The organism is Gardnerella sp. DNF01144 (assembly GCF_049244245.1).
Lineage (GTDB): Bacteria > Actinomycetota > Actinomycetes > Actinomycetales > Bifidobacteriaceae > Bifidobacterium > Bifidobacterium piotii.
Window position 1 is genome coordinate 379826 of the sequence record NZ_CP058390.1, and the last position, 25570, is coordinate 405395.

Annotated in this window: 17 protein-coding genes; 11 read left to right on the plus strand and 6 right to left on the minus strand. The window is 39.5% G+C overall.

Features of this window, described 5'->3' with window-relative positions:
- The first annotated feature begins 247 nt into the window (after nucleotides 1-247).
- The 3 genes from HXT36_RS01460 (at nucleotide 248) to HXT36_RS01470 (ending at nucleotide 6779) form a co-directional block, all read left to right on the plus strand.
- Nucleotides 248-3961: a G5 domain-containing protein gene (locus HXT36_RS01460; protein WP_421778998.1), complete on the plus strand. Its 3714-nt coding sequence runs from the start codon at nucleotides 248-250 to the stop codon at nucleotides 3959-3961.
- 288 nt (nucleotides 3962-4249) lie between these two features.
- Complete coding sequence (locus HXT36_RS01465; RefSeq protein WP_421779000.1) at nucleotides 4250-4489, plus strand: hypothetical protein; 240 nt, start codon at nucleotides 4250-4252, stop codon at nucleotides 4487-4489.
- Between the two features lie 58 nt (nucleotides 4490-4547).
- On the plus strand, nucleotides 4548-6779 hold the full coding sequence (locus tag HXT36_RS01470) for a BspA family leucine-rich repeat surface protein (protein ID WP_421779002.1): 2232 nt from the start codon (nucleotides 4548-4550) through the stop codon (nucleotides 6777-6779).
- A 156-nt stretch (nucleotides 6780-6935) separates the two neighbouring features.
- Here HXT36_RS01470 and HXT36_RS01475 read toward each other — a convergent pair whose 3' ends face one another.
- The 4 genes from HXT36_RS01475 to HXT36_RS01490 form a co-directional block, all read right to left on the minus strand.
- A complete protein-coding gene (locus tag HXT36_RS01475) occupies nucleotides 6936-7217 on the minus strand; it encodes a type II toxin-antitoxin system YafQ family toxin (RefSeq protein WP_421779003.1) in 282 nt (93 codons plus the stop codon).
- Entirely contained in the window at nucleotides 7214-7543 is a 330-nt protein-coding gene (locus HXT36_RS01480) for a type II toxin-antitoxin system RelB/DinJ family antitoxin (protein ID WP_421779005.1), read from the minus strand. The genes HXT36_RS01475 and HXT36_RS01480 overlap by 4 nt, the downstream gene beginning before the upstream one ends.
- 58 nt (nucleotides 7544-7601) lie before the next feature.
- Nucleotides 7602-8915, minus strand: a complete 1314-nt coding sequence (locus HXT36_RS01485) for an ATP-binding protein (RefSeq protein WP_421779007.1) — start codon at nucleotides 8913-8915, stop codon at nucleotides 7602-7604.
- Nucleotides 8916-9240: 325 nt separating this feature from the next.
- On the minus strand, nucleotides 9241-11685 hold the full coding sequence (locus HXT36_RS01490; RefSeq protein WP_421779009.1) for an InlB B-repeat-containing protein: 2445 nt from the start codon (nucleotides 11683-11685) through the stop codon (nucleotides 9241-9243).
- 693 nt (nucleotides 11686-12378) lie between these two features.
- Between HXT36_RS01490 and HXT36_RS01495 the strand changes: the two genes are divergently transcribed.
- The 8 genes from HXT36_RS01495 to HXT36_RS01530 all read left to right on the plus strand — a co-directional run bounded on the left by HXT36_RS01495 (nucleotide 12379) and on the right by HXT36_RS01530 (nucleotide 22469).
- The gene (locus HXT36_RS01495; RefSeq protein WP_421779011.1) at nucleotides 12379-12684 is read left to right on the plus strand and encodes a hypothetical protein; all 306 of its coding nucleotides are present in this window, start codon (nucleotides 12379-12381) and stop codon (nucleotides 12682-12684) included.
- On the plus strand, nucleotides 12681-16145 hold the full coding sequence (locus tag HXT36_RS01500) for a BspA family leucine-rich repeat surface protein (RefSeq protein ID WP_421779013.1): 3465 nt from the start codon (nucleotides 12681-12683) through the stop codon (nucleotides 16143-16145). The genes HXT36_RS01495 and HXT36_RS01500 overlap by 4 nt, the downstream gene beginning before the upstream one ends.
- Before the next feature lie 518 nt (nucleotides 16146-16663).
- Nucleotides 16664-18034 carry an ABC transporter permease gene (locus HXT36_RS01505; protein ID WP_421779015.1) on the plus strand — a complete coding sequence of 457 codons (1371 nt, stop codon included), beginning with the start codon at nucleotides 16664-16666 and terminating at the stop codon, nucleotides 18032-18034.
- 24 nt (nucleotides 18035-18058) lie between these two features.
- Nucleotides 18059-19423 (plus strand): ABC transporter permease, encoded by a 1365-nt coding sequence (locus HXT36_RS01510; RefSeq protein WP_421779017.1) that lies wholly within the window; start codon nucleotides 18059-18061, stop codon nucleotides 19421-19423.
- A 167-nt stretch (nucleotides 19424-19590) separates the two neighbouring features.
- On the plus strand, nucleotides 19591-20232 hold the full coding sequence (locus HXT36_RS01515; protein ID WP_421779019.1) for an ABC transporter ATP-binding protein: 642 nt from the start codon (nucleotides 19591-19593) through the stop codon (nucleotides 20230-20232).
- Between the two features lie 178 nt (nucleotides 20233-20410).
- Entirely contained in the window at nucleotides 20411-20875 is a 465-nt protein-coding gene (gene purE, locus HXT36_RS01520; protein ID WP_421779224.1) for a 5-(carboxyamino)imidazole ribonucleotide mutase, read from the plus strand.
- Nucleotides 20859-22031 carry a 5-(carboxyamino)imidazole ribonucleotide synthase gene (gene purK, locus HXT36_RS01525; RefSeq protein WP_421779021.1) on the plus strand — a complete coding sequence of 391 codons (1173 nt, stop codon included), beginning with the start codon at nucleotides 20859-20861 and terminating at the stop codon, nucleotides 22029-22031. Before purE ends, purK begins: the two co-directional genes overlap by 17 nt.
- Before the next feature lie 27 nt (nucleotides 22032-22058).
- Complete coding sequence (locus HXT36_RS01530; protein WP_421779023.1) at nucleotides 22059-22469, plus strand: Fur family transcriptional regulator; 411 nt, start codon at nucleotides 22059-22061, stop codon at nucleotides 22467-22469.
- 115 nt (nucleotides 22470-22584) lie between these two features.
- Here HXT36_RS01530 and HXT36_RS01535 read toward each other — a convergent pair whose 3' ends face one another.
- Both HXT36_RS01535 and HXT36_RS01540 read right to left on the minus strand, forming a co-directional pair.
- Nucleotides 22585-22866: an HU family DNA-binding protein gene (locus HXT36_RS01535; protein ID WP_004112617.1), complete on the minus strand. Its 282-nt coding sequence runs from the start codon at nucleotides 22864-22866 to the stop codon at nucleotides 22585-22587.
- 242 nt (nucleotides 22867-23108) lie between these two features.
- Nucleotides 23109-25544, minus strand: a complete 2436-nt coding sequence (locus HXT36_RS01540; RefSeq protein ID WP_421779025.1) for a lysylphosphatidylglycerol synthase transmembrane domain-containing protein — start codon at nucleotides 25542-25544, stop codon at nucleotides 23109-23111.
- Nucleotides 25545-25570 lie beyond the last annotated feature (26 nt).

Consider the following 25570-nt stretch of genomic DNA (forward strand, 5'->3'; position numbering starts at 1 on the left):
ATAAATTAAGGCGGGCACTTTGGTAACACAATGTGCTCGCCTTAGTTATTTGTGTGTATTGTTGTTTTTCTGTGTCTTGTTGTTTGTATCTTGCTTTTCAGCATATTCACCTAATTCGCAAAGTGGTTTTAAAGCTATAAATGTATTGGGGGGGGGGTATGCTATGGAGCTGTTTAGAGTGCATATGCAGAGAGAATTGGTGGTTTTGTATAAGCGCTTTTATTGTTTTTTGTTGAGAGGAATTGTTATGGAAAACGCTAAAAAACGTAGTATTCTTGCGCCTCTAAGTGCCAGTTTTTGCGCAACTGTGTTAGCTGTATCTGGTTGCGTTGCTTCAAACGTTGCTGTTGTTGCACTTTCATCTTCTCAAGCTTTTGCTGCAACGAATAGTAGCAATTCAAATTCAGATCTTCCGCCTGTGCGTGATACTTTAACAAAAGAGGAAGCTGAGAATCTTCCAGGCTGCGAAGCGTATTTTGATAGCGCAAATCAGGAATTTGTTATTCGCCCTAAGAACGGTGCGAGCGAGGGCGTTATTTCCTATTCGATTGCTAACAAAAAAGACGATTTTACAGCAATAAGGCGCGTACTTATCTTTGATGATAGTGGCCATGACTACGTGCCAGTGCGCTTTGATAAGCGTGTATATATCTACGATTCTACGAATCCAAGTGCAAACGATACATTGTTCTATCAAGCATATGTCAAAACAATTAATATTACGGATAATCTGAATATCAAATTTGCAAAGAATTTAGCAACATTCTTTATGCAAAATTATAGTAAAGCTGCTGATCACTTGCACTATATTAAGGGCGTAGAGAATTGGGATACATCTCATGTTGAGAGCATGGAAAAGATGTTTAACTTGGCAAGTCAGCTTGAAGGCAAGCTGGATCTTTCCAAGTGGAACGTTTCCAATGTAGATAAGCTTAATTTGATGTTCTCTGGCGTTGGTAATGAAAACGACAGCTTTGTACTCGACTTTAGCAATAAAAAGTTTAAGAATTCTGCAGATGTTACCAACATGTTCAATTCTTTCCGCGGCGTGCTTGTAGCCAATAATTGGACACTTGCGGATCCGAGTGGTACGGGCAATCCAATTCAAAAGCTGTTGGATAATTCAAGTTGGATGCTCACGCACTATGATGCTAAATTGAAGAAATACACTGGTCCAAGCCTACACCTTTTGATCACCGACAACCCGACAATTCTTGATAAGAATAAGACTGCAAAATACAAGTTCTACAAAAAAGTCAAAGTCATTTACAAAGTGAACGGTACCGAAAAGTCGGTAGAGCTTGAACTTCCTGCTGTTTACGATTCCCGCATCGACGCAAAGGGTAACCCTGATGCAAGCAAAGCTGCTTCTAATGATCCTATGAAGGTTGTTAAGCCGCAGATTGACGAAGCAATTAAAAACGCTGTTAAGGATATGCGTACGAAAAATCCTACCCTTAACTTGCCCGAGAACGTTATTCCTGTGCCTGTGCACGATCTTAAAGATGCTAAATCGCCGATTGAACTCTTCCAGGATTACTACCTTGGTCTTGTAAAAGAGGAAACGACAAAAGCTAAGACGACGTACACCGCAGATCCAAAATTGGAATACAAGAAAGTTGAATACGATACTCAACCTCAAGATGGTAAAAAGCAAACCATCACTGGTGCAATGAAGAACGGCGTTTGGGATCCTGATGCTACATCAGAAAAAGAAATAACAAAAGCTGTGGATGGTAAGGCTCGTGTAGGCAACAAGGAAGTTAAAACTGAGGAGATTCAGCCTGGTACCAAGTATGAGGCAGATAGCTCGCTTGATTACAAGAAAGAGCAGACGACAGAAGGCGCCAAGGGTACTAAGACCACAACTACGATTTATAAAGTTGATGAGAATACGGGCCTGACGAATACTGTTCAGTCAAGCGAAAGCAAAACAACAACAGCTGCTAAAGATAAAGTCATCAAAGTCGGTAACGTAGAGAAAAAGACCAGCGACATTCCTTTCAAGAAAACTTATGAGGGGAATGAGGCTCTTACCTACCAAAAACAGGAAACTAAAACTGCTGGTCAAAACGGTAAAGAAGAAGTTACTTTGACTTACAAGGTAGACGCTAAGACTGGCCTAACGACTGAAGTTGAGGCGAAAAAAGGCTTGTGCACGCAGCCTGTTAACGAAGTTATACAAGTCGGCAACAAAGAAGTTATTCAAAACAATGACGGCTCAACTACCACTAAGACTTACAAAGTCAACCCGAATGACGGCACTTTAAGTGATCCTACAGTAGTAACGTCACGCCCGTGGACCGATATTGCAAGCGGGGCAGCAGTCTCTGAAGTTCTAAAGGGTAAAATGACTTATGTGGCCGATGAATCACTGCCTTATGGCCAAACTCAGAAAGTAAGTGACCCTAAAGATGGGGAGAAGATTACAACTTCAACAGGTAAAGTGGAAAACGGCAAATGGGTTGAAGGTGAACCGAAAGTCGAAATTAAGGCAGCTGTAAACGGTGTAACTAAAGTCGGCAATAAGGAAGTTAAGACTGAGGAGATTCAGCCTGGTACCAAGTATGAGGCAGATAGCTCGCTTGATTACAAGAAAGAGCAGACGACAGAAGGCGCCAAGGGTACTAAGACCACAACTACGATTTATAAAGTTGATGAGAATACGGGCCTGACGAATACTGTTCAGTCAAGCGAAAGCAAAACAACAACAGCTGCTAAAGATAAAGTCATCAAAGTCGGTAACGTTAAAACCGAAACTGAAGTTATTAAATTTAAGACTACCTATATTGCGGATGATACGCTTGCTTATGAAGCAAAAGAAGACAAAACTGCTGGTAAAGACGGTTCCAAGACAGTTACAACCACTTATAAAGTGGATAAAACTACTGGTCTTTCCGCAGACGTTGAAAGCACTCAAGAAAAAAAGGTTGATCCGACAGACCATGTGGTGCGCGTTGGTAATAAGCAGGTTACGCATGAGGGCGATAAGACCATTACTACTACGTACGATGTTGATCCGAATACAGGAAAATTAACCAATCCAAAAAAGCATACATCTATGCCAGCGGGTACTTTGACGCCGCCTGATCAGTTACAAAAGACGGTAACTTTCAAAGATGGTGATAAGCAGGTTGCAAGTGTTAAGGTTGAAAGGGGTAAGGCTATTTCAACTGATGGTTTGACCAGCCAATCTATGCCAGAAAATCCGACAAAGTCTGGCTACACGTTTAAAGGTTGGAATACGCAGCAGGATGGTCAAGGTACAACGTTTACTGGTACAACGCCTGTCAATAGTGATTTGACTGTGTATGCGGTTTATACGAAGAATCCTGTGACTCCGCCGCAGCCGCAGCCGCCAGTGCCAACTCCTAATCCACCAGCGCCTGAGCCGCAGCCGCAGCCGCAACCGCCAACTCCACCAACGCCACCAGCTCCAAACCCAAATCCAGATGACCATGGTACTGGTGGTTCTGGTAACACGAGCGACGGGAATGGTGACGACAATAATAGTGGCAGCGATAATAATGGTGGCAATGATGACCACAACAATGGTGGCGGAAGTGTTGCGCCAGATTCGACTGATAATCCTGAATTGAATATTGGCGGCGGTAACGACGGAAACGGAGGCGACGCCAATAACACCAATAACACTAATAACACCAATGGTAGTGGTGTGGGAGGAAACGCCACCAATGGAGCCACCAATGGATCTGCTAATGGGTCTGCTAACGGAATCTCTAATGGTATGTCTGTTAACGCAAACGTCTCAGCAAGCGGTGTTGCAAACAGAAGCGGTTCTTTTAAGTCGCGAACTGCTGGTACGCGCTCTACTGCCGCTCTGCCAAGTACAGGATTTAGTATTTCTGGTGTGACTTTTGCATCCTTTAGCGCTCTAGTGTTTGGCATGTTTTCTGCAGGAGCTGCGGTAAATCGCAAGCGTGCTAAGCATTTGCGCTAGTTGTTTGGTTAAGCGTTTGCGCTAATCGCAGCGCATAAATCCCATAAATTAAGGCGAGTACTTTGGTAATGCAATGTGCTCGCCTTAGTTGTTTTTGTGTATTGTTGTTTTTCTTATTCGTGCGGTTTTTGTTGTATTTCGTTGCTTTTTGCGCGAATAGTATGTTGTGTTTATGCGTTTGGGTGTAAAATATTAGTGTTTTATGCATAGAGTTTTGTGCTCGCATTTATTTGTACGCATTTTTTGCGTGTAATTTGTGAGCATTTTGTACTGTGGAGAAGGATTATTATGAAGAAGAGTAGTAAGCATATCCGTAGCGTTAGTAATCATAGTGCTCGTAATCGTAGTGTTTTTGTGCCGCTTAGTGCTGGTTTTTGCGCAACCGCGTTGGCTATAACTGGGGGAGTCGTGGCCAACGCTTCTGCTGCTTCTTCTAGTGTTGCTGCTTCTTCTAGTGTTGTTAAATCGTCTGCTGATGGAGTCGCTAAGAAGGCTAAATCTGTTACGGGGGGGGGGTCAGGCTTCTGAGCATTCTGCTGTTCCCACTGCTAAAGCCACTAGTCTCACTAGAGAAGAAGCCATTAACATGGCTGGCTGCGAGGCTGTATTTAATAAAGACGAGAATAAATTCATTATTCGGCCTAAGAACGGTGCCAAAAAAGGTGTTATTTCTTATTCGCTTGAAAATAAAAAAAGTGATTTTGAGGCTATTCGCAATATACTTACAAGCGATAATACTTATGGTGCCACTTTAGAATTTGAAGGCAATGTATATGGCTATGGCAGTATTTCTGGTTTGTTTAGTGAGACTTACATTGCATCTCTTGGGAATATTGATAAATTTGATGTAAGCAACGTTACTGATATGTCGTACATGTTTAGCTGGTGCAAAAGTCTTGAGAGTTTGAACGGCTTGGATAAGTGGAATACGGGCAATGTTACTGATATGTCGCATATGTTTAGTGGGTGCAAGAACATTGATAGTTTAAATAGCTTAGATAAATGGAACACAAGCAATGTCATTAATATGAATTCAATGTTTAGTAGTTGTTTTTTTGATGATTTTGATAGTTATCAGCAAAGTTCAACTTTTTTAAACCCTATTAGTAATTGGGATGTAAGTAACGTTACTGATATGGGAGGAATGTTTTATTTTGGAAAGAATTTAGTAAATATTGATGCTTTGAAAAGCTGGGATACGTCAAATGTAAAAAATATGAAGGGTATGTTTTCTAATTGCAAAAAACTCAAAAATTTGGATGGATTGCAAAACTGGAAAACTAGTAATGTAACTGACATGTCTTACATGTTTGAGGATTGCACATCGTTACTAAATATTAATGGTGTAGCAAACTGGAACACAGGTAGCGTTACTAATATGCAAAGAATGTTTGCTAACTGTTTGCAAAGTGTAAATGTCTTCGATAATATTAGCGCTTTACTTTGTGGCCGCGGTGTAAGCAGTGTATCAAACCTTAATGCTGTTCAAAAGTGGGATGTTAGCAAGGTCTCGAAAATGGGCGGAATGTTTGCAGGAAGCAACACATTAACCGACATTAGCGCGCTTAATAATTGGAAATTTAATAAAGATTTACCTTATATTGATTTAGGGTATTTAGTTACAGGCGATCTTATTAGTGAAAATAGTTACGTAGACTTTTTAAAAAGTCTTATACAAAACTTAAAAGATTTTCAGGGGAGGCTTGAATTAGACGGTTTTGGATTAGATAAATTAAACGAAGATCAAATTAAAGAAATATTTGGAAATCCGTATGATTCAATAATTATTATTCATAAAATGCCTGGTGTAAATATAGATACTAGTCCTGCTATTTTTAAGTTGAAAACCAAGAAGAAGGTAACTTTGACTTTTACTGGTTTTACTAGTCACAGTATTGATATTGATGATCTTCCCGCAGTTTATATTAGTTCCGAAGTTTATGGTAATGATAATGATGAAGAACAAAATAAGAATGATATCGAAGCTGTGAGCTCTGTTGTTAATAAAACTATTAAAAGTAAGATAGAAGAGTTGCAGAAAACTTATCCAGAGCTTACTGGAAATTATTCTGCTTCGAGGAAAATATCGAATGCAAATGATGTTTTTCAAACTTATAATCTTGAAGTAGATAAATCGAAAATTAAGAATCCAGAGCCTGAACCAACTCCAGAACCAACACCAACGCCTGGCGGAGATACTCCAGGCGTTGGATTGAATCCTGGCGACGATAACCCAGACAATGGTTCGGGCGATAATCCTGGAAACAATCCGGATAATAATCCAAACAATAATCCGGACAACGGTTCTGGAAATAACCCAGATAATAATACAAACAATAATCCAGGTAATGGCTCGAATAATGGAAACAATACCAATGGTTCGGGTAATGGCACTGGTAACGATAACACTAAGAACAATGGCACTGGGAACGGTGGTGCTGGGAACACTGGTAATAACACCAATGGTTCGAACACGAATCGCAATCGCAATGGTGGTTTCACTGGTGGCAGTGGCTTAAACTTGGGTGGAAGTGGATCTAATTCAAGCAATTCCGCTAAGTCGAATGACTCTGATTCTGCTAAGGATTCTTCTAAGGATCACTCTGATTCCGATGATTCTGCAAAAGACTCCACTAAAGATTCTGCTAGTGATTCTGCAAAGAGTGCATCAAACTCTTCAAACATTGGTTTGATTGCGTCTATTGTTGGCGCTCTTGCGGCTTTTGTTGCGATTGTTGGTGGACTCTTGTTCTTTATTCTGTTTGGTAAGAAAAAGAAGAAGAACAAAGGCGAAGACGAAAACGAAGGCGAAAACTAAGTCGGAATCAGCCGCGGCTAATCGCAGAGCATAAATCCTAAAAATAAATTGAGGCGGGCACTTTGGTAACGCAATGTGCTCGCCTTAGTTGTTTTCTGTGTCTTGTTGTTTTCTGTGCCTTGTTATTTTGCATTCCGCTTTGTTGCTTCTTAAAATTTACTCGTTGAATACGTCGGAGTGGGTGCCTGTGCGCGAAAGTATAAGCGTCATATTGTCGTTATCTATGCAATACTCAAGAAACCAATCCACGCTTATGTGACTCTCTCGGAATCCTAAATAGTTGCCTGTGAGTGCGTGGTCGCAGTATCTTTCAGCAAGCTTTTCTTGTTGTGCAATCATTCGCACGACGCTATCTAAGAGTTTTATGTCGTAGCCACGCTTTTTCATACGTTTAAGATCTCTTTTGAATGAGTTTAATAATACGACTTTTAAGCTCATTTTAGCGCGTCCTCCAATGCTTCGGTAACATCGTCGTAGCGCTTGTATTCTTCTGGATGCGCTTTCATGTAGTCGGCTTCCTTAAACGCGGCGATTGTTTCTTTATTGTATTTTGGCTGCTTTAAGTCGAACGGGAGCCCTTCTATCATAAGCGATTTGTGCAAGAACATGTTGATTGCATCGCTTAGAGTTATGCCGAAGCTGGCAAATAGTTCTTCTGCTTGTGCTTTAACATCTTTGGTTACGCGTACGTTTATGCTTGCGGTTTTTGCTGCGGCCTTTGCTGGTGTGCTTGCGGTTTTTGTTGCGGTTGCGCTGATTGTCATAATATGCTCCTTGATTTTATGTTTATAGTGCTTTGCTTTACTTAGTCTTACTTACGCGTTATTTAAGCAGCCAGTCCGTAAGGTTAATCGCCTTAATGCCGTCGTAATAGTTTATGTAATCGTGATCCATCGAAATCACAATTTTTTCGTAATTATCTTTGATTGCACGTAGAGGCTTTAGCTCTCGCTCGCGCGTTTCTGGAGATTGCATGCTTTCGGTTACCTGAACGTATATTTTTTCGTTAGGTTTTTCTGCAACAAAATCCACTTCCGCGTTGCCAACTTTCCCAATATAAACGCGATAGTCGCGTCTAAGAAGCTCAAGAAATACAACGTTTTCTATAATGTGACCGCGATCTGTTCCTCTATATCCTAAAAGCATGTTACGGAAGCCTAAGTCAATAACGTAGTTTTTCCCGAGTGTTTTTAGAAGTTCTTTGCCTTGAACATCGTAGCGTTGCACTGGATAAACAATAAAAGCGTTGTTTAACATGCGTATGTAATCACTAACGGTTTTGCTAGCAACGGATACTGTAGTTTTTTCAATATCTCCTTCAGCTCGAAGCGATTTGCTTATGCTGTTGGGTGAAGTTGTGCTGCCAATGGTGGAGCATAAGAAAGTCATAAGTTTTTGTAGAACGATTTGGTCTGCTTTTTCGTTTCTTTGTAAAACGTCTCGTAAAATAACGGTTGAATATATTCCTTCCAAAGCTTGCATGCTACGCGCCTCGTTGAATTTATACTCGCTTAGCACGGGCATTCCGCCAAATTGCAAGTATTTTTGGAACTTTTCATCTGTGGATGCGCTTGTTGGGAAGTTGTAAAAGTCTAGGAATTCTTTGAATGATAATGGCAGCATGCGGATTTCAACATAGCGACCTGCAAGAAGTGTTGAAAATTCGCTAGAAAGTAAGTATGCGTTGGATCCTGTAATGTAAATGTCAACATTAAAATCAATGCGGAAAGACTCCACTGCTTTTTGCCAATCTTCTACGGCTTGAAGCTCGTCAAAAATAAGATAAGTTTTTGTGGATTTGCTGGCATTGCGTGATTCGGTAGCATTTTGTGATGTTACGCATAATTTGCCATCTTCCATGCAGTCTGATGGTATGCGTTTGCTTATATAATCGTACAATTCCGTGTAATTGGTGATATTTCGATATTTAAGAGACTCAAGATTTATGTGAATTATGTGGTCTTCGCTTACTCCGGAATTAAGTAGATGCTTGTGGAAAAGATCGAGTAGGGAAGATTTTCCGCACCTTCGTATGCCAGTTACGATTTTCACTAAGTCTACGTCTTTATGTTCTATAAGCTGGTTTAGGTATTCTGGGCGATTTATGAGCGCATGTGTTGCTGAATTGTATATCACCGTAAACTCCCTTTGAACATTCCTCTACTTTTCCAACTTTTTAACCATACTAGCAAAAACTTGCTTAAAACTCAAAGTTTTTGAATTCTACGTCAAAAACTTTCATATTTTGGCAAGTTTTTGAATCACACGTCAAAAACTTTTATACGTCTTAATTAAAAGAAACCTGCGCAACTTAAGCAAGTTTCTGTTTTTATGTGTATTTTTCGCTAGTTGTTTGGCTAAGCATTTGTGCTAATCGCAGCGCATAAATCCTATAAAACGAGGCGGGCACTTTGGTAACGCAACGTGCTCGCCTTAATTTATATGTATTGTATTTTGCGCACTATGCTTGTAGATTATTTTTGCTTTTTGCAATAAGCGATGTTAATAGCGTTGTTAGCGCAATTGTTGTAATTATAGACGTTATTGCAACTGCGAGAGAATTGTCTACGCCCGTTCTTGGCAGTGTATTTTGTTTGGCAGTGCCAAGTTTATCTACAACGCCTCTTTTATTTGAATTCGATGATTCTAGCGATTTTAATTTATTGTTACGCATATTTTGATTATTAACATTCGGCTTATCGCTAGCGTATTCGTGACTATTGCTTCCATCTTCTGAGCCATTATCTAAGTCGAGAATTGAGCCGTTTCCAGAGTTGTTATCTGGATTATCTGGATTCTGTGGATTGGAATCCTTAGTGTAAATTGCGTATACAGTAATATCGGATGTTACAGCTGTTGTACCTAAGAATTTAGCGCCTGTTCCGTCTACTTTTGTATTCCACTCTTTAAACGTATAGCCCGCTTTAGTAGGATTTGCTGGCATAGACTGATCCTTCAAAGAGTCGCCTTCAATGTTATTTCCAGCTTCTACTTTAACAGTTGCAATAGTGTTTTCTCCATCTTTGAATGTTACTTTTCTAAGTACAGGAATAAACTTCCACATTCCAACTAAAGTAATGTTTTTATCTACATTTTCAATAGTTGTAACAGGCTTGCCCTTTCCGTCAATCTTCCATCCAGCGTTTTTGTCAAAAGTCCACGTACCAGTCATATTAGTTCCATCGCCAACTACTTCTGGATAAGGTTCAAATGTTGAATTGTCTGTTGTATACAAAGTAGAGTTATCGATAGTAATTGACTTTCCTTTATAAACGTTAATTGGCTTTAATTCATACTGCTTATTAATGTAATCAGGCAGCGTTTGGCCAGGAGTTCCACTTTCAAACTTGAAATCAACTTTATATGGAACTTCTACATGAATTTTTACGTCTTCTTCGCCAAATTTAACGTTAAAAGGTATAAGCTTGTTCGAGTCGCATGCTAGATTGTTCGAGTCACATCCTCCAAGACGTCTATACACGTAATTGATTTTTCCAGATAGTTCGCCTTGTGCTGAGCCTTCGATTTTGTAGGTTTTTCCAGCTTCTGCATTGGTGTTAAACCATACAGGAATAAACTTAATATTTATCTCATTAACTAAATTGTTAATCCTACGCTTAATCTCATCGTACGAGTAGGCGTATGGCCTCATTAGCTGATCGCCTCTGTACCAGTCTTTTAGGTATGCAGTTGCTGTAATAGTATTACCATGTTCTTGTACATCTTTGAGTGCAAAATCACCATAATCACCTAAAAGCGATGTTGGGTCGTTTCTCACGCCACCAATTTTAATTGGGTAATGATTTAATGGGTCGTCAGGAAGTTCTCTACTAGGCGATAACGATATTTCTTTAGGCAACTTAAACGTGAGTTTCATTGATACGTTTAAATCAGATACGTACACTCTTGAAACGTCGTTAATCCTTGTTTTTAGCCATTTTTCAACGTTTTCTAAAGAGGATTTGAATGGTTGGCTGCTAATTTTAGCGTTTATTTCAAGACCATCTCTAGTTATAAGAGGAGAGCTGTAATCTTCGTACGTAACTTTTTGAGCAGTTCCCGAAAAACCGAATTTTCCAATTGATGTAATGTCTTTGTTTCCGTCTGTTAAATCATTGCTGTAAATAGGCTGATTATAGTCTTGTTTTGTTGTATCAAGTGGATCACTTATTGTAGGCTTACCGCCCAAAAGTGGAATGTTCAGCTCGTGAGTAATATAGGTAAACCCGAATCCAGGCACCCACTTTCCACTATCTTTATCTTTTCTGTACAGATTCAAAATGCCTGTACCAGTAATGTTTTTATTTTGAACTTGTTCAAGTGAGCTTTTTTTAAACGAAAAATGAGCAGTTAGCTTTACAGTATTGGAATCACTAGAACTAGATAAATTTTCCCACGTGTTTTCTTTTAAATGAGCAATAAGCGTGATTTTATTTTTATGACTAGGAGAGATTTTTGCGCTCGCTGATGCAACTAGTGAAGAGCTATTCTCAGCTTTAGCGTCTTCTTGCCATTCAATAGGTTCAGGCAAAGATAGCGAGTAGCTAAAATCAAGCTTAGCTTTTTCATTTTTACAAGATTCTTTTAACTTATCAGTGAATTCATTTTCGCAAGATTTCATTTGATCCTTAGTTGCTTTAAGAACCTCATTGAATGGAATGTCTAGCGTAAGAGTGCCTGAATAATTAGTAGCATCATTGCTGTTTACACCTACGGCAGTGCCTGACGCATTTGTTGCAGTTATATTTAGCGAAGCATATTTTCCAACTTCTAACAATGGGCTATTAACGTTTAATCCACCGTAGAATGGCCCAGGAATGTCTTGAGTGTCTTGATTATTTTGAATATTGCTATTGGTGTTTGCAAACGATGCTTTGGAAAATGCAGTTAATGACGATGCGAACAACCCCCCCCCCAAGGCAAAAATTAGGAAAGAGGTTAGAAATTTTCGTTTCAAGAAGAAAATAGTATGCCCGTGTTTCATTGATTGACTTCTCTCCATATAGATGTGCCCAACTACAATACGAACCAATAGTCTATCATCTCAGCGTTTATTTATGCAATAGTTTATAAGTTCTTTATTCTTATATGCCTTGTGTTATATGCCTTGCAATGATTGATATTCTATTAAAAAATGTATTGGGTGGCAAAATGGATGAAACAATAGCTTGGGGAGATAAAAGTACAAAATCTAGCAAAGGCTGATTATACGGATAAACTTATAGAACTTGTGCTGAAAGATTGTGCTGAAAGATTGTGCTGAAAGATTGTGCTGAAAGATTGTGCTGAAAGAGAATGATTGAGAAGTTTGTTGTGATTAATCGCAAGTTAATCGCAGAACATAAATCTCATAAATAAACTAAGGCGGGCACTTTGGTAATGCAATGTGCTCGCCTTAGTTGTTTTTGTGTATTGTTGTTTTTCTTATTCGTGCGGTTTTTGTTGTATTTCGTTGCTTTTTGCGCGAATAGTATGTTGTGTTTATGCGTTTGGGTGTAAAATATTAGTGTTTTATGCATAGAGTTTTGTGCTCGCATTTATTTGTACGCATTTTTTGCGTGTAATTTGTGAGCATTTTGTACTGTGGAGAAGGATTATTATGAAGAAGAGTAGTAAGCATATCCGTAGCGTTAGTAATCATAGTGCTCGTAATCGTAGTGTTTTTGTGCCGCTTAGTGCTGGTTTTTGCGCAACCGCGTTGGCTATAACTGGGGGAGTCGTGGCCAACGCTTCTGCTGCTTCTTCTAGTGTTGCTGCTTCTTCTAGTGTTGTTAAATCGTCTGCTGATGGAGTCGCTAAGAAGGCTGATTCCGTTACGGGGGGGGGGGTGTACAGAATTCTGAGCGTTCTGCTGTTCCGACTGCTCCAGCTCATATTATCGATGAAGATGCAGCCAGAAAGATGAAAGGCTGCGAGGCTAAATTTGAAACAATAGCTGGCGTTGACTACCTTGTCATTAAGCCAAAAGATGGCGCCGAAGGCATTATTAGCGCCGACCTTAAAAAAGATGATTTCGAACAGATTCAAGATATGATACGTCGAAATTATGAATATAAACTAAAATTTGAAGGCACCATACATGGCTACGGCAGTATTGCTGGTTTGTTTAGTGAAACTTACATTGCATCTCTTGGAAATGTTGGCGACTTTGATGTAAGCAACGTTACTAACATGCAAGGCTTGTTTAGTGGTTGCAAATATTTGAAAAGCTTGAATGATTTAGCGAGTTGGGATACCAGCAAAGTTACTGATATGTCGTACATGTTTAGTGGGTGCAAAAACCTCGAAAATTTAGATGGTTTGAAGGGCTGGAATACTGGCAACGTTACCACCATGAAGAACATGTTTGGAGGCAAAGAAAGTGACTTTAATTCTGAAACCATTGAGGGATGTGAAAAATTAACAAGCCTTGAATCTCTATTTAATTGGGATACCAAAAATGTTAAAAACATGTCGTACATGTTTAACGACTGCAAAAGCCTGGAAAATCTAGCTGGTTTAGAGAAGTGGAATACGGAAAATGTTACTACGATGAAGGGAATGTTTGGAGGCAAGGAAGGTAAGAATTATGATGTCATAATTGACGGCTGTGAACAATTAAAAAACCTTAGTGCTCTATCTAGTTGGAATACTGCCAAAGTTACCGATATGTCGTACATGTTTAGTGGTTGCAAGAATTTGCTAGATATTTCGGGTTTGAAAGACTGGAAGACGGGCAACGTTACCACCATGAAGGGAATGTTTGCAGGTAGGATAGATTCTAAAAAACAATATAAAATCGATGGTTGTGAAAAATTAAAAAGTCTTGAGCCATTGTCTAGTTGGAATACTGCCAAAGTTACTGATATGTCGTACATGTTTAGTGGCTGCAAGAATATTGAAAATTTGAATGGCTTATCTAACTGGAATACTGGCAGTGTTACAACTATGCGAGGAATGTTTTCAGGATATTCAGGTACTTATGCATTTAGTGCTGAAGCTGGTTTTATAAGTAGCTGTGAAAAATTAAAAAGTCTTGAGCCATTATCTAACTGGGATACTAAGAATGTTACTGATATGTCTTTCATGTTTAGTGGTTGTAACAACATTAAGAGTTTACAGGGTTTAGCTAACTGGAATACTGGTAACTTAACTAACATGCGTGGTATGTTTGGCTGGTATTGTTCTGGCTACTCTGACGATTCATTTATTTCATCAAAAATATCTGGCTCACAAGGACTCACGGACATTTCGGCGTTGTCAAATTGGAATACACAGAATGTTACCGACATGTCATACCTATTTTTTGGCTGCAAGAATTTATCGGATATTTCCGCGTTGTCAAATTGGAAGACACAGAATGTTACTACCATGCAAGGAATGTTTGCAGGATTTATTGGTACTGAGTATCCGACTCCAACGCGTGTTCCTGGCTGCGAGAGCTTGAAAAATCTTAACGAACTGAAGAACTGGAATACTGGCAGTGTTACGAATATGTCGTACATGTTTAGTGGCTGTACGAGCATTGATAGTTTACAGGCTTTAGCGAAATGGAAAACTAGCAATGCTACCAATATGGATGGCATGTTTGCAGGTGTCAATCGTTTGAAAAATGTTGATGACATAGCTGATTGGAATGTTAGTAACGTAGCCACTATGAGCGGTATGTTTGCCGGTTGCACGAGCCTAGAGAACTTAAATGGGTTTAAAAAGTGGATAACGAATAAAAACCTGGTTATATCATGTATGTTTGCCAGCTGTGAAAATTTAACAGATATTAGCGGAATAAAAGATTGGAATATTAGTGTAAATCCAGCAGACGCACCTCTAAGGTATGTCTTTGTTCGTTGTATGAAACTGACTGATATATCTCCTATACAAAGTTGGGCAGATAAGTTTTATGAAGATAGTTATTATGGTTCGTCTAGTTCTGAAATGTTTGGATACAGAACATTTGAGTATCCTCCAATAACATTCACTAACATAAAGTGGATTAAGCCTTATGTGCTTTCTGATCTCCTTAATGATTCCGAAGGAGCTGCATATATATTCAATGTTGGAAATACAACGGATAAAGAAATAAATGATTATTTTAAGAATATTCAATATGATGACAAGTATGCTGTAGGAAGTGGTCTCAGCAGCAACCTTATAATTACTGATAATGATGCGCTGCTTAATGCAATGAAAGGGCAAAAAGAAAACGGGGATAATGTACCTTTTGTTACCGTGCAATACGGTAATACCAGTGAAAAAACGTATCTTCCATCGGTTCTTGATTCACGTGTTAATGGGAAAGACAGCAAGCCGTTAAAAGATCCTGTTGAGATTGTAAAGCACTACATTCCTGGAGCTGTTGCAGAGGGTGTGTCAAAGCTGCGCACAAACAACACAAGTTTTCCGACCACCTATGTAGCTGTTGCTGATAAGGAGCTTTCCTCAACCTCAAAGCTTTCGGAGCTGTTCCAAACCTATACAATTAAAGAGGCGCATAAAGTAACGTTTAAGAATGGTGATTCTACTGTTTCAACTCTTAGCGTTGAAGCTGGTAAGAGAATTGCCGATCTTAAGGGTGAAACAATCGTAACAAGTGATGCTGTTTTAACAGACGTTACTATGCCAAATGCTCCTGCTAAAGATGGATTCACGTTTAAAGAGTGGAATACTCAGGCAGATGGCAAAGGTACAAAGTTTACTGATCAGACTTCTGTGGATGAGAATACTACTGTGTATGCAATATACACAAAGAATACAGATCCTGCACCAACGCCAACTCCTCAGCCGCCTGCACCGACGCCAGATCCGACGCCAAATCCAGCGTCGCAGCCTGGCGGTGATACTCCAGACGATAACCCAGACAATGGTTCGGGCGATAATCCAGATAATAATCCAAACAATAATCCGGATAATGGTTCTGGAAATACACCAGGTAATAATCCGAATAATAATCCAGGTAATGGCAACAATACCAATGGTTCAGGTAATGGTAATGGAAACGGTGGTAATAACACCAATGGTTCGAATACTAATCGCAATCACAATGGTGGTTCCACTGGTGGCAGTGGCTTAAACGCGGGTGGAAGTGGCTCTAATTCAAGCAATTCCGCTAAGTCGAATGACTCTGATTCTGATTCCACTTCTGCTAAGGATTCTTCTAAGGATCACTCTGACTCTGATGATTCTGAAAAAGACGCTAAGGATTCAAAAGACTCTGCAAAAGATTCTGCTAGCAATTCTGCACAGCATGCATCAAACTCTTCAAACATTGGTTTGATTGCGTCTATTGTTGGCGCTCTTGCTGCTCTTGCTGCGATTGTTGGTGGATTCTTGTTCTTTATTCTGTTTGGTAAGAAAAAGAAGAAGAACAAAGGTGAAGGCGAAAACTAAGGCGAAATCAGCCGTGGCTAATCGCAGCGCATAAATCCCATAAATAAATTAAGGCGGGCACTTGTAACAATCACGTGCTCGCCTTAATTGTTGTTGTATGCGCCTTTATTCACGCAAATCCTACAAAATAGTCATGCAAATTCTAGTTAAATCATGCAAAATAAATTTTTTTGACTGTAAAGTCTCAAGTTGTAAAACTTGCTAATCGATTAATAAATTTTCTTTCATTAACATTTAGTCACATAAATTATTTCAAATGATTATAACAATATGTCATATATTTTTTATTGAAAATCAGTAATTTTCATAAAATTTTCTAAGATTTTTGAAGATAATAAACAGATTATTCACAGTATTTTATAAGGGTAAATAATATAGGCTACGTGATTGTACTTGCTGTGCAGCCGCATGATTTTATACGATTTTGTATGATTCACGCGACTTGTACATATTGTACTGATATTAATGATTGAATAACATACGATTTAACTACAAATGTTCGATGAGGATGGTAGTCAATGACATTTATTTCTCGCGCAATACGCTACGTTTTGAGAAAAAGAGTGAAAACAGCAATCGTGTTTGTAATATTAGCATTGATTTCAACGCTTTTGCTGGCATCTTCTGCAGTTGCGATTGCTGCAGAAAAAGAGGGCAAAAAGGTAGAAGAACAAGCAGAATCTAGTTTTGTTTTAGCAAATAATCCGCAAGTAAATCCTGGAACTCCAAGGGGAGCAGGAACTGTTAAGCCAAGTGATGTTAAAAAAATCGCGTCACTTAAAAACGTTGATTCGTATGTTTTACGTCAAAATGTTACTGCCGATTTAGTTGACGCAAAAGCAGCTAGAATCAAAGGTGTTCAAGACTACGATGCGCGTAGAGAAAAGCAATTTGGCAACGCTGTAAACTTAGAAGGAACAAACTCTTCTAAGGGCTTAAATGCTTTTAAAACAAAGTCAATTCACATGGTTAAAGGTAGAGCTTTGCAAGAATCAGATGAGCATGCTTCCTTAATCCACGAAGATTTAGCAAAACTAAATGGCCTAAAATTAGGGGATTCGTTAACACTTAAAGCAAACCCGTTTGACGCCGATAATCTTAACCACTCTACGGAGCAAGTAAAAACGCGCATAGTTGGAATTTACGGCGGAGCTAATAATCGCCCAGTTGCAACGCGTGCAGAATTAACTGCAAACACTGTGTATACAGATTTGAAAACAACAAGAGAGCTTTACAAATATAAGCCTGGAAAAGAGATATATCAGGACGCAAGTTTTAAGGTTAAAAAAGGAGCGGACGCAGATTCTGTGATTGAAGAAGCGTCTAAGCTTCCGATTGATTTGCAAAGCTATCAGATTACTCGAGATGACCAGTTTGTACAAGGCATGATTGGTGCGGCAAAAGGCGTAAAATCCATGATGAATATAACGGTTATTGCAGTAAGCGCGTTTGCTGTTGTAGCTCTTGGATTGGTTCTTATTCTTTGGATTAATGAGCGTAGAAAAGAAATCGGCGTTCTAACTTCTATTGGTATTAGCAAAGTTTCCCTTGTGTTGCAGCAGCTTTTTGAGCTTGTGTTGCTTGCGATTCCAGCTATTGCAATAGGCTATGGTTTTGCTAGTGCAATATCTCCTTGGTTTAGCGATTGCGCATTAGGTTCGGTAAAAAATTCCGCCGCTCAGCAGCTTAGCTCAATGGGTCAAGCTGGAGGAAACCTGGAATCGAGCATGGCCACTAGAACCTTAGATAAGATTGCTGTTCAAGTTAACCTTGATTGCTTAATTCAATCGTCATTGATGGTTCTAGCGATTATTATTGTTGCGGTTGCGCTGTCTTATCTTCCTATTTTGCGAAGGTCTCCTAGAGATTTGCTTGGCATGCAAAAGTAGTTGGCTGCAAAAGTAGGTGGTAAAATGACTCAAATTATAAAAAGATCTTGGCTTGCTATAGTTAGAAAACCAAGGCGTAGTGCTATTTTAGCTTTGATTATTACGGTTGTTCTTAGCGCGCTTATTTGCCAAGCGAGTGTTATTGCTTGCGTAAAAAATCTAGAGGATCAAATAACTTCCAACATTGGTTTAGGATTTAGTGTTTACGCAAAAACGCAAGGGCAGACTTTGCCAGAGTCTGATTCTGCTGGCGATTCTGCTGGCGATTCAGTCAGCGATTCTGCTAAGCAATCGCAGCAAGATATTCCTCAAGATTTGCAAAAAAACGAGGGAATTCCTGAAAGTCTTATTGCAAAGTTTAAAAAGATTAATGGAATAAAAACCATTGCAGAAGAAAAAGATGTTTTAGCAAATCCTGTTAACGCTAAAATTGTAGCGCCAATAAATGGTCCGCGTTTAGACAATGATGGAATGTTTTCGCTTGTTTCAATAACGGGAACAACTAAATCACAGTTAGCGCAGGGATTCCAAGAAGGATTATATAAGCTTGAGGAAGGCAATCATATTGATTCTTCGGTTGCTGGCGACTTTAAGCGTGCGAAATCTGCAATAATTCACAAGAGCTTTGCTAAACAAAATAATCTTAAACTCGGGTCTGTTTTAACTCTAAAACAAGGCAGCAAAAGCATTAATCTTAAGGTTGTTGGCATTTTTTCTGGCAAGATGCAAACAAAGGGTGCGCTTCCTTCCGACTCTTCCGAAAATCGCGTAATAACTGATTTAGAATCCGCTCTTTACTTGTTTGGAAGTAAAAATCGCAGTTCTATAAAGTGCGTTATGCAGAATTCAAATAATCTAGAAAAAGCTTTAAAAGAAGCCAATAAAATCGCTAAAGACTATGGCAACGGCATGATTTCTGTAGAAAATAATGCGCAAAGATTTGCCTCCGTTCTTCAATCCGTAAAAACAGTTAAGCAATTAGTAACAATGATTTTAATGTGTCTTGCATTAGTCGGAATCATAGTGCTTGGCTTAGTTCTTGTTTTTTGGGTTCGAGGAAGGATTCACGAAGTTGGCGTTCTAATGGCAATTGGTGTAGAAAAACGTGTTATAGCTTTGCAAATGATTATAGAAGTTTTTATAATGTCCGCATTTTGCTCAGTGCTGTCTACTGCGATTAGTGCTGCAATATCGTCTAGCGTTGGATCAATGCTATTGGCAAATGTTGCAAATGGTGCAATTACATACTCGCCAAATCAGTCTTTGCTAACTGGCCAAACAGCGTTTTCTATTCTTTTAGGATTCGCTATAGCGTTTGCGTCTCTATGCATTGCATTTGTGCCAATAATGCTTAAAAAGCCGCGTTCTATACTCAGCTCAATTAGTTAGAGGAGATTAAGGTGGCGTATTTTTATGCACATAACGCTTGCGATTAGTGAGCAGAACAAGTGCATAGGCCGAAGTAAGCATAAAAATAATAGGTAGATTTATAACACAGATTTATAAAAAATATAGATTCATAAAATATAGAGATTAATAGAATATTGGAGTTTATTATGACAACTTTATTAAAACTAAACAACGTTGATTACTCTTATGGAGCGACTCATATTGCGGTTCTTAAAAATGTTAATGCAGATTTTGAAGCTGGGAAAATCTATAGCATAACGGGTCCATCGGGAGCTGGAAAATCAACCATGTTATCTCTTCTTGCTGGTTTAGACTCGCCAACAAGCGGAACAGTATTGTTTAACGGTCAAGATATTTCCAAGAATGGCGGTTATGCTAATCATCGTAAGAATAATGTTTCCTTAGTTTTTCAGAGTTTTAATCTAATCGACTATTTGACTCCTATAGAAAATTTGCGTCTTGTTAATCCAAAGGCGGATTCTGCGATTCTTAAAGAGCTGGGGCTTAGTGAAGACGAGTCCACTAGAAATATAACAAAGCTTTCTGGCGGGCAGCAGCAGCGCGTTGCTATTGCGCGAGCGCTTGTATCTTCTGCGCCTGTTATTCTTGCCGATGAGCCAACAGGTAGCTTGGATCCAAACACAACTAAAGAAGTTATAGCAATCTTAAAAGATGCCGCTCATAAACGCGGAAAATGCGTGATTGTTGTAACGCATTCTAGCGATGTTGCGGCTGCTGCAGACGTAAAATATGTTCTTAAAAATAAGCAGCTAATAAAGAAGCAATAAAGAAGCTAATAAAACACCAGTAAATCACTAATAAAACACTAATTATTAGCCATTTTTCCGTGCTTATGCGTAAAGTAAAACTTGCGTATAAACTTTGCGCATAAGCCGCGTATTTACGCATATACGGGAGGTTGTTGTGGCAGATATTTTAGATTCAAAACCTGTTGTGGCAGTTGTTATGGGCTCTTCTAGCGATTGGGAAACAATGCGCCACGCATGCGAAATCTTAGAAAAATTTAGAGTGCCGTATATGAAGCAAATTATTTCTGCACATCGCACTCCAGAACTTATGGCAGATTTTGCGCATAGTGCTAGAAAAAACGGTTTTCGCGTGATTATTGCTGGCGCTGGTGGAGCTGCACACTTGCCAGGTATGATTGCTGCTCAAACAACGCTTCCAGTTGTTGGTGTTCCTGTAAAATCCCATGCTCTTTCGGGCTGGGATTCTTTGCTTTCTATAGTGCAAATGCCTGGCGGAATTCCAGTTGCAACAACCGCTGTTGGCAATTCTGGCGCTACAAACGCGGGCTTGCTTGCTGTAAGCATGCTTAGCACAACAGATAATCGCCTAGAAGAAGAACTTGAAGAATACCGCAAAGAATTAAAAAAGAAGGTTGAGGAATCTAATGCCGAGCTTATGTGAAGCTACTAATGGTGCTGTAAAGTGCTTAATGCCAGGGGCAACTATTGGAATTATAGGCGGCGGTCAGCTTGGTCGCATGATGGCGATTGCTGCTAGAAGAATGGGCTTTAAAATCGGCGTTTTAGACCCAGCGCATAATTGCCCAGTGTTTCAAGTTGCGGATTTTCAAGTTGAAGCTGAGTATGATGATTTGGAAGCCTTAAAAAAGCTTGCTAAAAGTTGCGATGTGCTTACGTACGAATTTGAAAACGTAAACGCAGATGCTTTAGATAGTGTGCGCGATTTAGTTGCTGTTCCTCAAGGAACCGACTTATTGCGAGTTACGCAAGACCGTGTTTTTGAAAAAAGCTTTATTAACAATCATGGTATTGAAACAGCTAAATGGTGTGAAGTCAACAATTTAGACGATTTAGATAAAGCAATCGAAGAAATCGGGCTTCCTGCAATTCTTAAAACGCGCAGAGGTGGTTACGATGGCCACGGTCAAGACGTTTTGCGCACTCAAGAAGACGTTAATAATGTTCGTAATCGCGTAGAAAATGGCAAAGAGATGCCGCCTTCTATTCTCGAAGGTTTTGTTGACTTTGCTTTTGAAGCATCAATTCTTGTTTCGGGAAATGGCAACGAATTTGTGACTTATCCGCTTGTAAAAAACGTGCATCACAATAGCATTTTGCACATGACCTTGGCTCCTGCAAATGTTGATGCTAAGGTTCAAGAAGCTGCGCATAGCTTAGCGCTTAGATTGGCTCAAGGCTTTAAGCTTGCTGGAACGCTTGGAATTGAGCTGTTTATTACTAAAGATAATCGCGTAGTAGTAAATGAGCTTGCGCCACGCCCGCATAATTCGGGTCATTACACGATTGAGTCTTGCGATATGGATCAGTTTGAAGCTCATGTTAGAGGCATTGTTGGATGGCCACTAAAAGAGCCTAAGCTGCTTTCTGCAGCCGTAATGGTTAATGTTTTAGGCCAGCATGTTGCACCTACTCGCGCGCTTATTGCAGAGCATCCAGAATGGCATGTTCACGATTACGGCAAGGCACAGGTTCGTAAGAATCGCAAAATGGGTCATATTACTGTTCTTTGCAATAATCCTGTTGAGGAAGCCAATGTGTTAGACTCTACAGGTTGTTGGGATGACGAGCTTGATTAAAAGTTTTTTGTGGTGAAAGGTTAAATAATGGTTGGTGAGCCAATACGCAGAAACACTAAGCAAAAGGAAACAGTTCTTGAGCATTTAAGAGCTTCGCGTAATTTTGTTTCTGCTCAAGATTTGCATCGCGCGCTTGTAGAAGATGGGGAAATCATTGGGCTTGCAACCGTTTATCGCCAGCTTAATACGCTTGCACAAAGCGGAGATGTTGATACTGTGCGTTTTAATGGTCAGCAGCTTTTTAGGATTTGTGACGAAAACACGCATCATCATCATCTTGTGTGCGAAAAGTGTGGCAAAACTGTAGACATAGAGCCTCCAGACGATGAAGGTTGGATTCATAAGATTGCTGAATCTCACGGATACACAGTTATAGACCACACTTTGGAAGTGTTTGGGCTGTGCAAAGATTGCAATAGTGAGAAACTAGAGCATTAAGTTAGAGCGCATAAAACACAGTGCATAAAACACAGTGCATAAAACAAAAGAACGAGGAACAAATCCAACATTGGGATGTTCCTCGTTCTTGTAAGTCTACGCTTAAAGGTTCAACCTACTCAGTAACAGCCTTCTTAAGCAAAGAACCAGCAGAGATTCTAACACCGTAAGATGCAGGAATCTTAATGGTTTCGCCAGTACGTGGGTTGCGGCCAGTACGCTCTGCGCGCTTTACGCGCTCAGCGGAGAACAGACCAGTGAGCTTCAATCCTTCGCCAGACTGCAAAGCCTCAACGAACACATCCTGGAATGCGTTGACAGCGGCCTCGGCCTGTGCCTTGGTAAGGTTGGACTTCTGAGCGATCTTCGAAACGAGATCAGACTTGTTGTATGCCATACAAGCATCCTTTGTGTTAGGGGCCTTCTCTTCCAAAGACCACTTTCATTCATAGATATTAGTACATTTTCCCTACAAATGCGCGGTTTTTCAGCGTTTTATTAAGATTTTTTTACGATTTTTTACTTTTTTTAGTAAATAAAGTACATAAAAACCGCAAAAATGCCTTATATAGGCGTATTTATGCGGTTTTTAACTAAATATATTCTTTTTTGATTTGTTAAATTTACACTAATTTGTTGTTAGATTAATCCCTTATTGCTAAGACTTTTCATTGCAAAAGCGCCGATTGGTATTCGTAACCAATAGAACATAAGACGGTAAAGAAGAGTTGCAGATAATGCGATTGTTGGAGGAATACCAACCGAAGTGAATGCAAAAGTCAAAGATGCTTCAACAGCTCCCAATCCGCCAGGTGTTGGAACAGCAGATCCTGCAGTGTTTGCTACTAAGAACAGCAGAACTGTTTCCCAAGGGTTTGCGTAGTATCCAAATGCCAAAAGAGCAACCCAATATCCTAGTCCTGTTGCAAAAACAAGAATCAAACCTCCCAAAGTGCCGTTAAAAAGCTGTTTTGGTTTAGTTACGAGTTCTTTTATCTGTTTGCCATAATCGGAAAGAATAGGAAGATATTTTTTGCGTATAAATTTACGAATAGGAGTAATCGCCATAAACGCGCATAGGATTATAGTAACAATTCCTATTACGGTAATAAGCATATGCGTAGGAATCATTCCAGATAGAAGGTTTTTACCAGTAAAAATTCCAACGCTAAATATAACAAGAGCGGTTACTAGCGATTGCAAAAGCCATACTGCGCTTGTAATCGCTGTTGCTTGAGATGTTGAACTACCGTTTTTCTTTATAAGTTGCATGTTTACAAACGCAGGCCCTACTCCAGCTGGCATAGACACGGCAGTAAAGCCCGAAGCTGCTTGAGATGTAAATAAAACACCAGCATTTGGCTTTGAATCATCCATAAAAGACCCGAGTGTAATAGAAGACCCAACCCAAGCAAGCATGCTGCACACAAAGCAAGCAAAGACCATTATGCTATTTGCTTTTTTAAGCGCAAAAATAAATTCTTGCGGATGCCATTGCGTAACAATAGCCGAAATTGCTGCAATAATAAGGATTAAGCTAACAAAGAATCTAATATTAAAGCGCGCTAAGCGTACAGTGTCGTAGTCTTCTTCGTTGTTAAGCGTGCAAACTTTTTTGCTAATCTCATTTTTAAGATCTTCAAAAAGCTTTTTGTTGCAAGAAGAAAGTGACCTTGTAGACGCTGGAACGGCCGCTTTTTGAATAAATGGAAGTATTTGCGCAACCTTATATTCGCCCCAAACGTTTATTGCTGACTCAACAGCAGTTTTTGCATCAATGCAAGACGCGATTATTGTTAAAAGTTGAACTTTATCTAAAGCAATATTAGTTGAATCACTAGCAACATCGCCATTTTGCCAACCTGCAATTAGGGGAGTCCCATCTTCTAGTCGCGCAAGCGATTCGGGTCCTATTCTTCTGTGTGTAATACCTCTAGAGTTTGCAATATCAAGATATTGCATAAGTCTTTGAGCATCTTTAGCTGTAAGTGTGTTTAGATTGCAAGGAACAAGAACATTGCTAGTATGAAATACCATTATTGATGATTTTTCTAGGTCTGTTACCCCATACACGTTTGCTGTTGCAAGATGCAAGTTTCTAAGAGCAAGTAGCATAGAAAGATGGTGATGTATTGAGTGTCTTGCAGAACGGTCTCGTCTAACTGGAATGTCAATTAGCTTAACCCATTGCCATAGCTGATTTAGATACCCAGGCAAGTGCACTTGATTGTCTAATACAGATATAACGTATCTTGTTCCGTGAATATCAATCGCATCGTATAGCCTTGAATTTTCAATCAAATCGTCGTCAAGACTAGACTTAAGAACTCCACTATGGTCGGTTGTTAGTGTTCTTCTATTAAGCTGAACAAGATGCGTAATGCCAATGTTTTCTAGTGCTTCAACAATATCTTTGCCCCACGCTCCTTTGCTTTGCGTTCCCTTAATAAACCGAATTAGTGTTCCAAAAGAGCGTCCAATGCACCAAGATGTTAATGCACCTGTTAGCGAATGCCAAGAAGTTACGATTAATATTGGAGACGCAATTAGCAGCGCTTGCCAAGAGAGTTTTACGATTTTATTATCTCTTCTAGGACCGCTAACAGTTAGAAAAGCAACCAAAACCGCGTACATGTCTGGCAATAATTCTGCGCCATGACTATTGGAAATCGAATTAAACGATGCGAATATCGAAGGATTGTTTAGCGTTGTAAGAATGTAGGAAATATACCATACAAGCGGATACGTTAAAAGCAAAGTTATTGTTGATATTGCCGTATTAATCCATTTTTTCGAATCGATCATTGATACGATTACGCCAGCAACAATTGCGATTGTAAGCGCTTGCTGAAAAAGAGAAGATGGAAGTCCTTTTACAATCCACTCAATAATCTTTCCAGCATTTTTTGCGTCGTGTTCTACGCCTGCTGTTGTTCCCGAAAAACACGTTGCAAATAGCACTACTGCTGTAGCTACGCCAGCAGATGCAATTGAGTAGATTAAATCTGCCCAATTGCGAACTAGCTTAGGCTCAACGTCGTTAATAACTAAATCATCTTTTACTTGCGATTGCATAGTACACCGTTTATTTATTAATAGTT

Coding starts and splice junctions, on each gene's coding strand:
- HXT36_RS01535 (WP_004112617.1), bottom strand. CDS start 22,866: ATGGCATACAACAAGTCTGATCTCGTTTCGAAGATCGCTCAGAAGTCC.
- HXT36_RS01510 (WP_421779017.1), top strand. CDS start 18,059: ATGACTCAAATTATAAAAAGATCTTGGCTTGCTATAGTTAGAAAACCA.
- HXT36_RS01540 (WP_421779025.1), bottom strand. CDS start 25,544: ATGCAATCGCAAGTAAAAGATGATTTAGTTATTAACGACGTTGAGCCT.
- HXT36_RS01480 (WP_421779005.1), bottom strand. CDS start 7,543: ATGACAATCAGCGCAACCGCAACAAAAACCGCAAGCACACCAGCAAAG.
- HXT36_RS01475 (WP_421779003.1), bottom strand. CDS start 7,217: ATGAGCTTAAAAGTCGTATTATTAAACTCATTCAAAAGAGATCTTAAA.
- HXT36_RS01530 (WP_421779023.1), top strand. CDS start 22,059: ATGGTTGGTGAGCCAATACGCAGAAACACTAAGCAAAAGGAAACAGTT.
- HXT36_RS01465 (WP_421779000.1), top strand. CDS start 4,250: ATGAAGAAGAGTAGTAAGCATATCCGTAGCGTTAGTAATCATAGTGCT.
- HXT36_RS01470 (WP_421779002.1), top strand. CDS start 4,548: ATGGCTGGCTGCGAGGCTGTATTTAATAAAGACGAGAATAAATTCATT.
- purK (WP_421779021.1), top strand. CDS start 20,859: ATGCCGAGCTTATGTGAAGCTACTAATGGTGCTGTAAAGTGCTTAATG.
- purE (WP_421779224.1), top strand. CDS start 20,411: ATGGGCTCTTCTAGCGATTGGGAAACAATGCGCCACGCATGCGAAATC.
- HXT36_RS01515 (WP_421779019.1), top strand. CDS start 19,591: ATGACAACTTTATTAAAACTAAACAACGTTGATTACTCTTATGGAGCG.
- HXT36_RS01460 (WP_421778998.1), top strand. CDS start 248: ATGGAAAACGCTAAAAAACGTAGTATTCTTGCGCCTCTAAGTGCCAGT.
- HXT36_RS01495 (WP_421779011.1), top strand. CDS start 12,379: ATGAAGAAGAGTAGTAAGCATATCCGTAGCGTTAGTAATCATAGTGCT.
- HXT36_RS01505 (WP_421779015.1), top strand. CDS start 16,664: ATGACATTTATTTCTCGCGCAATACGCTACGTTTTGAGAAAAAGAGTG.
- HXT36_RS01500 (WP_421779013.1), top strand. CDS start 12,681: ATGAAAGGCTGCGAGGCTAAATTTGAAACAATAGCTGGCGTTGACTAC.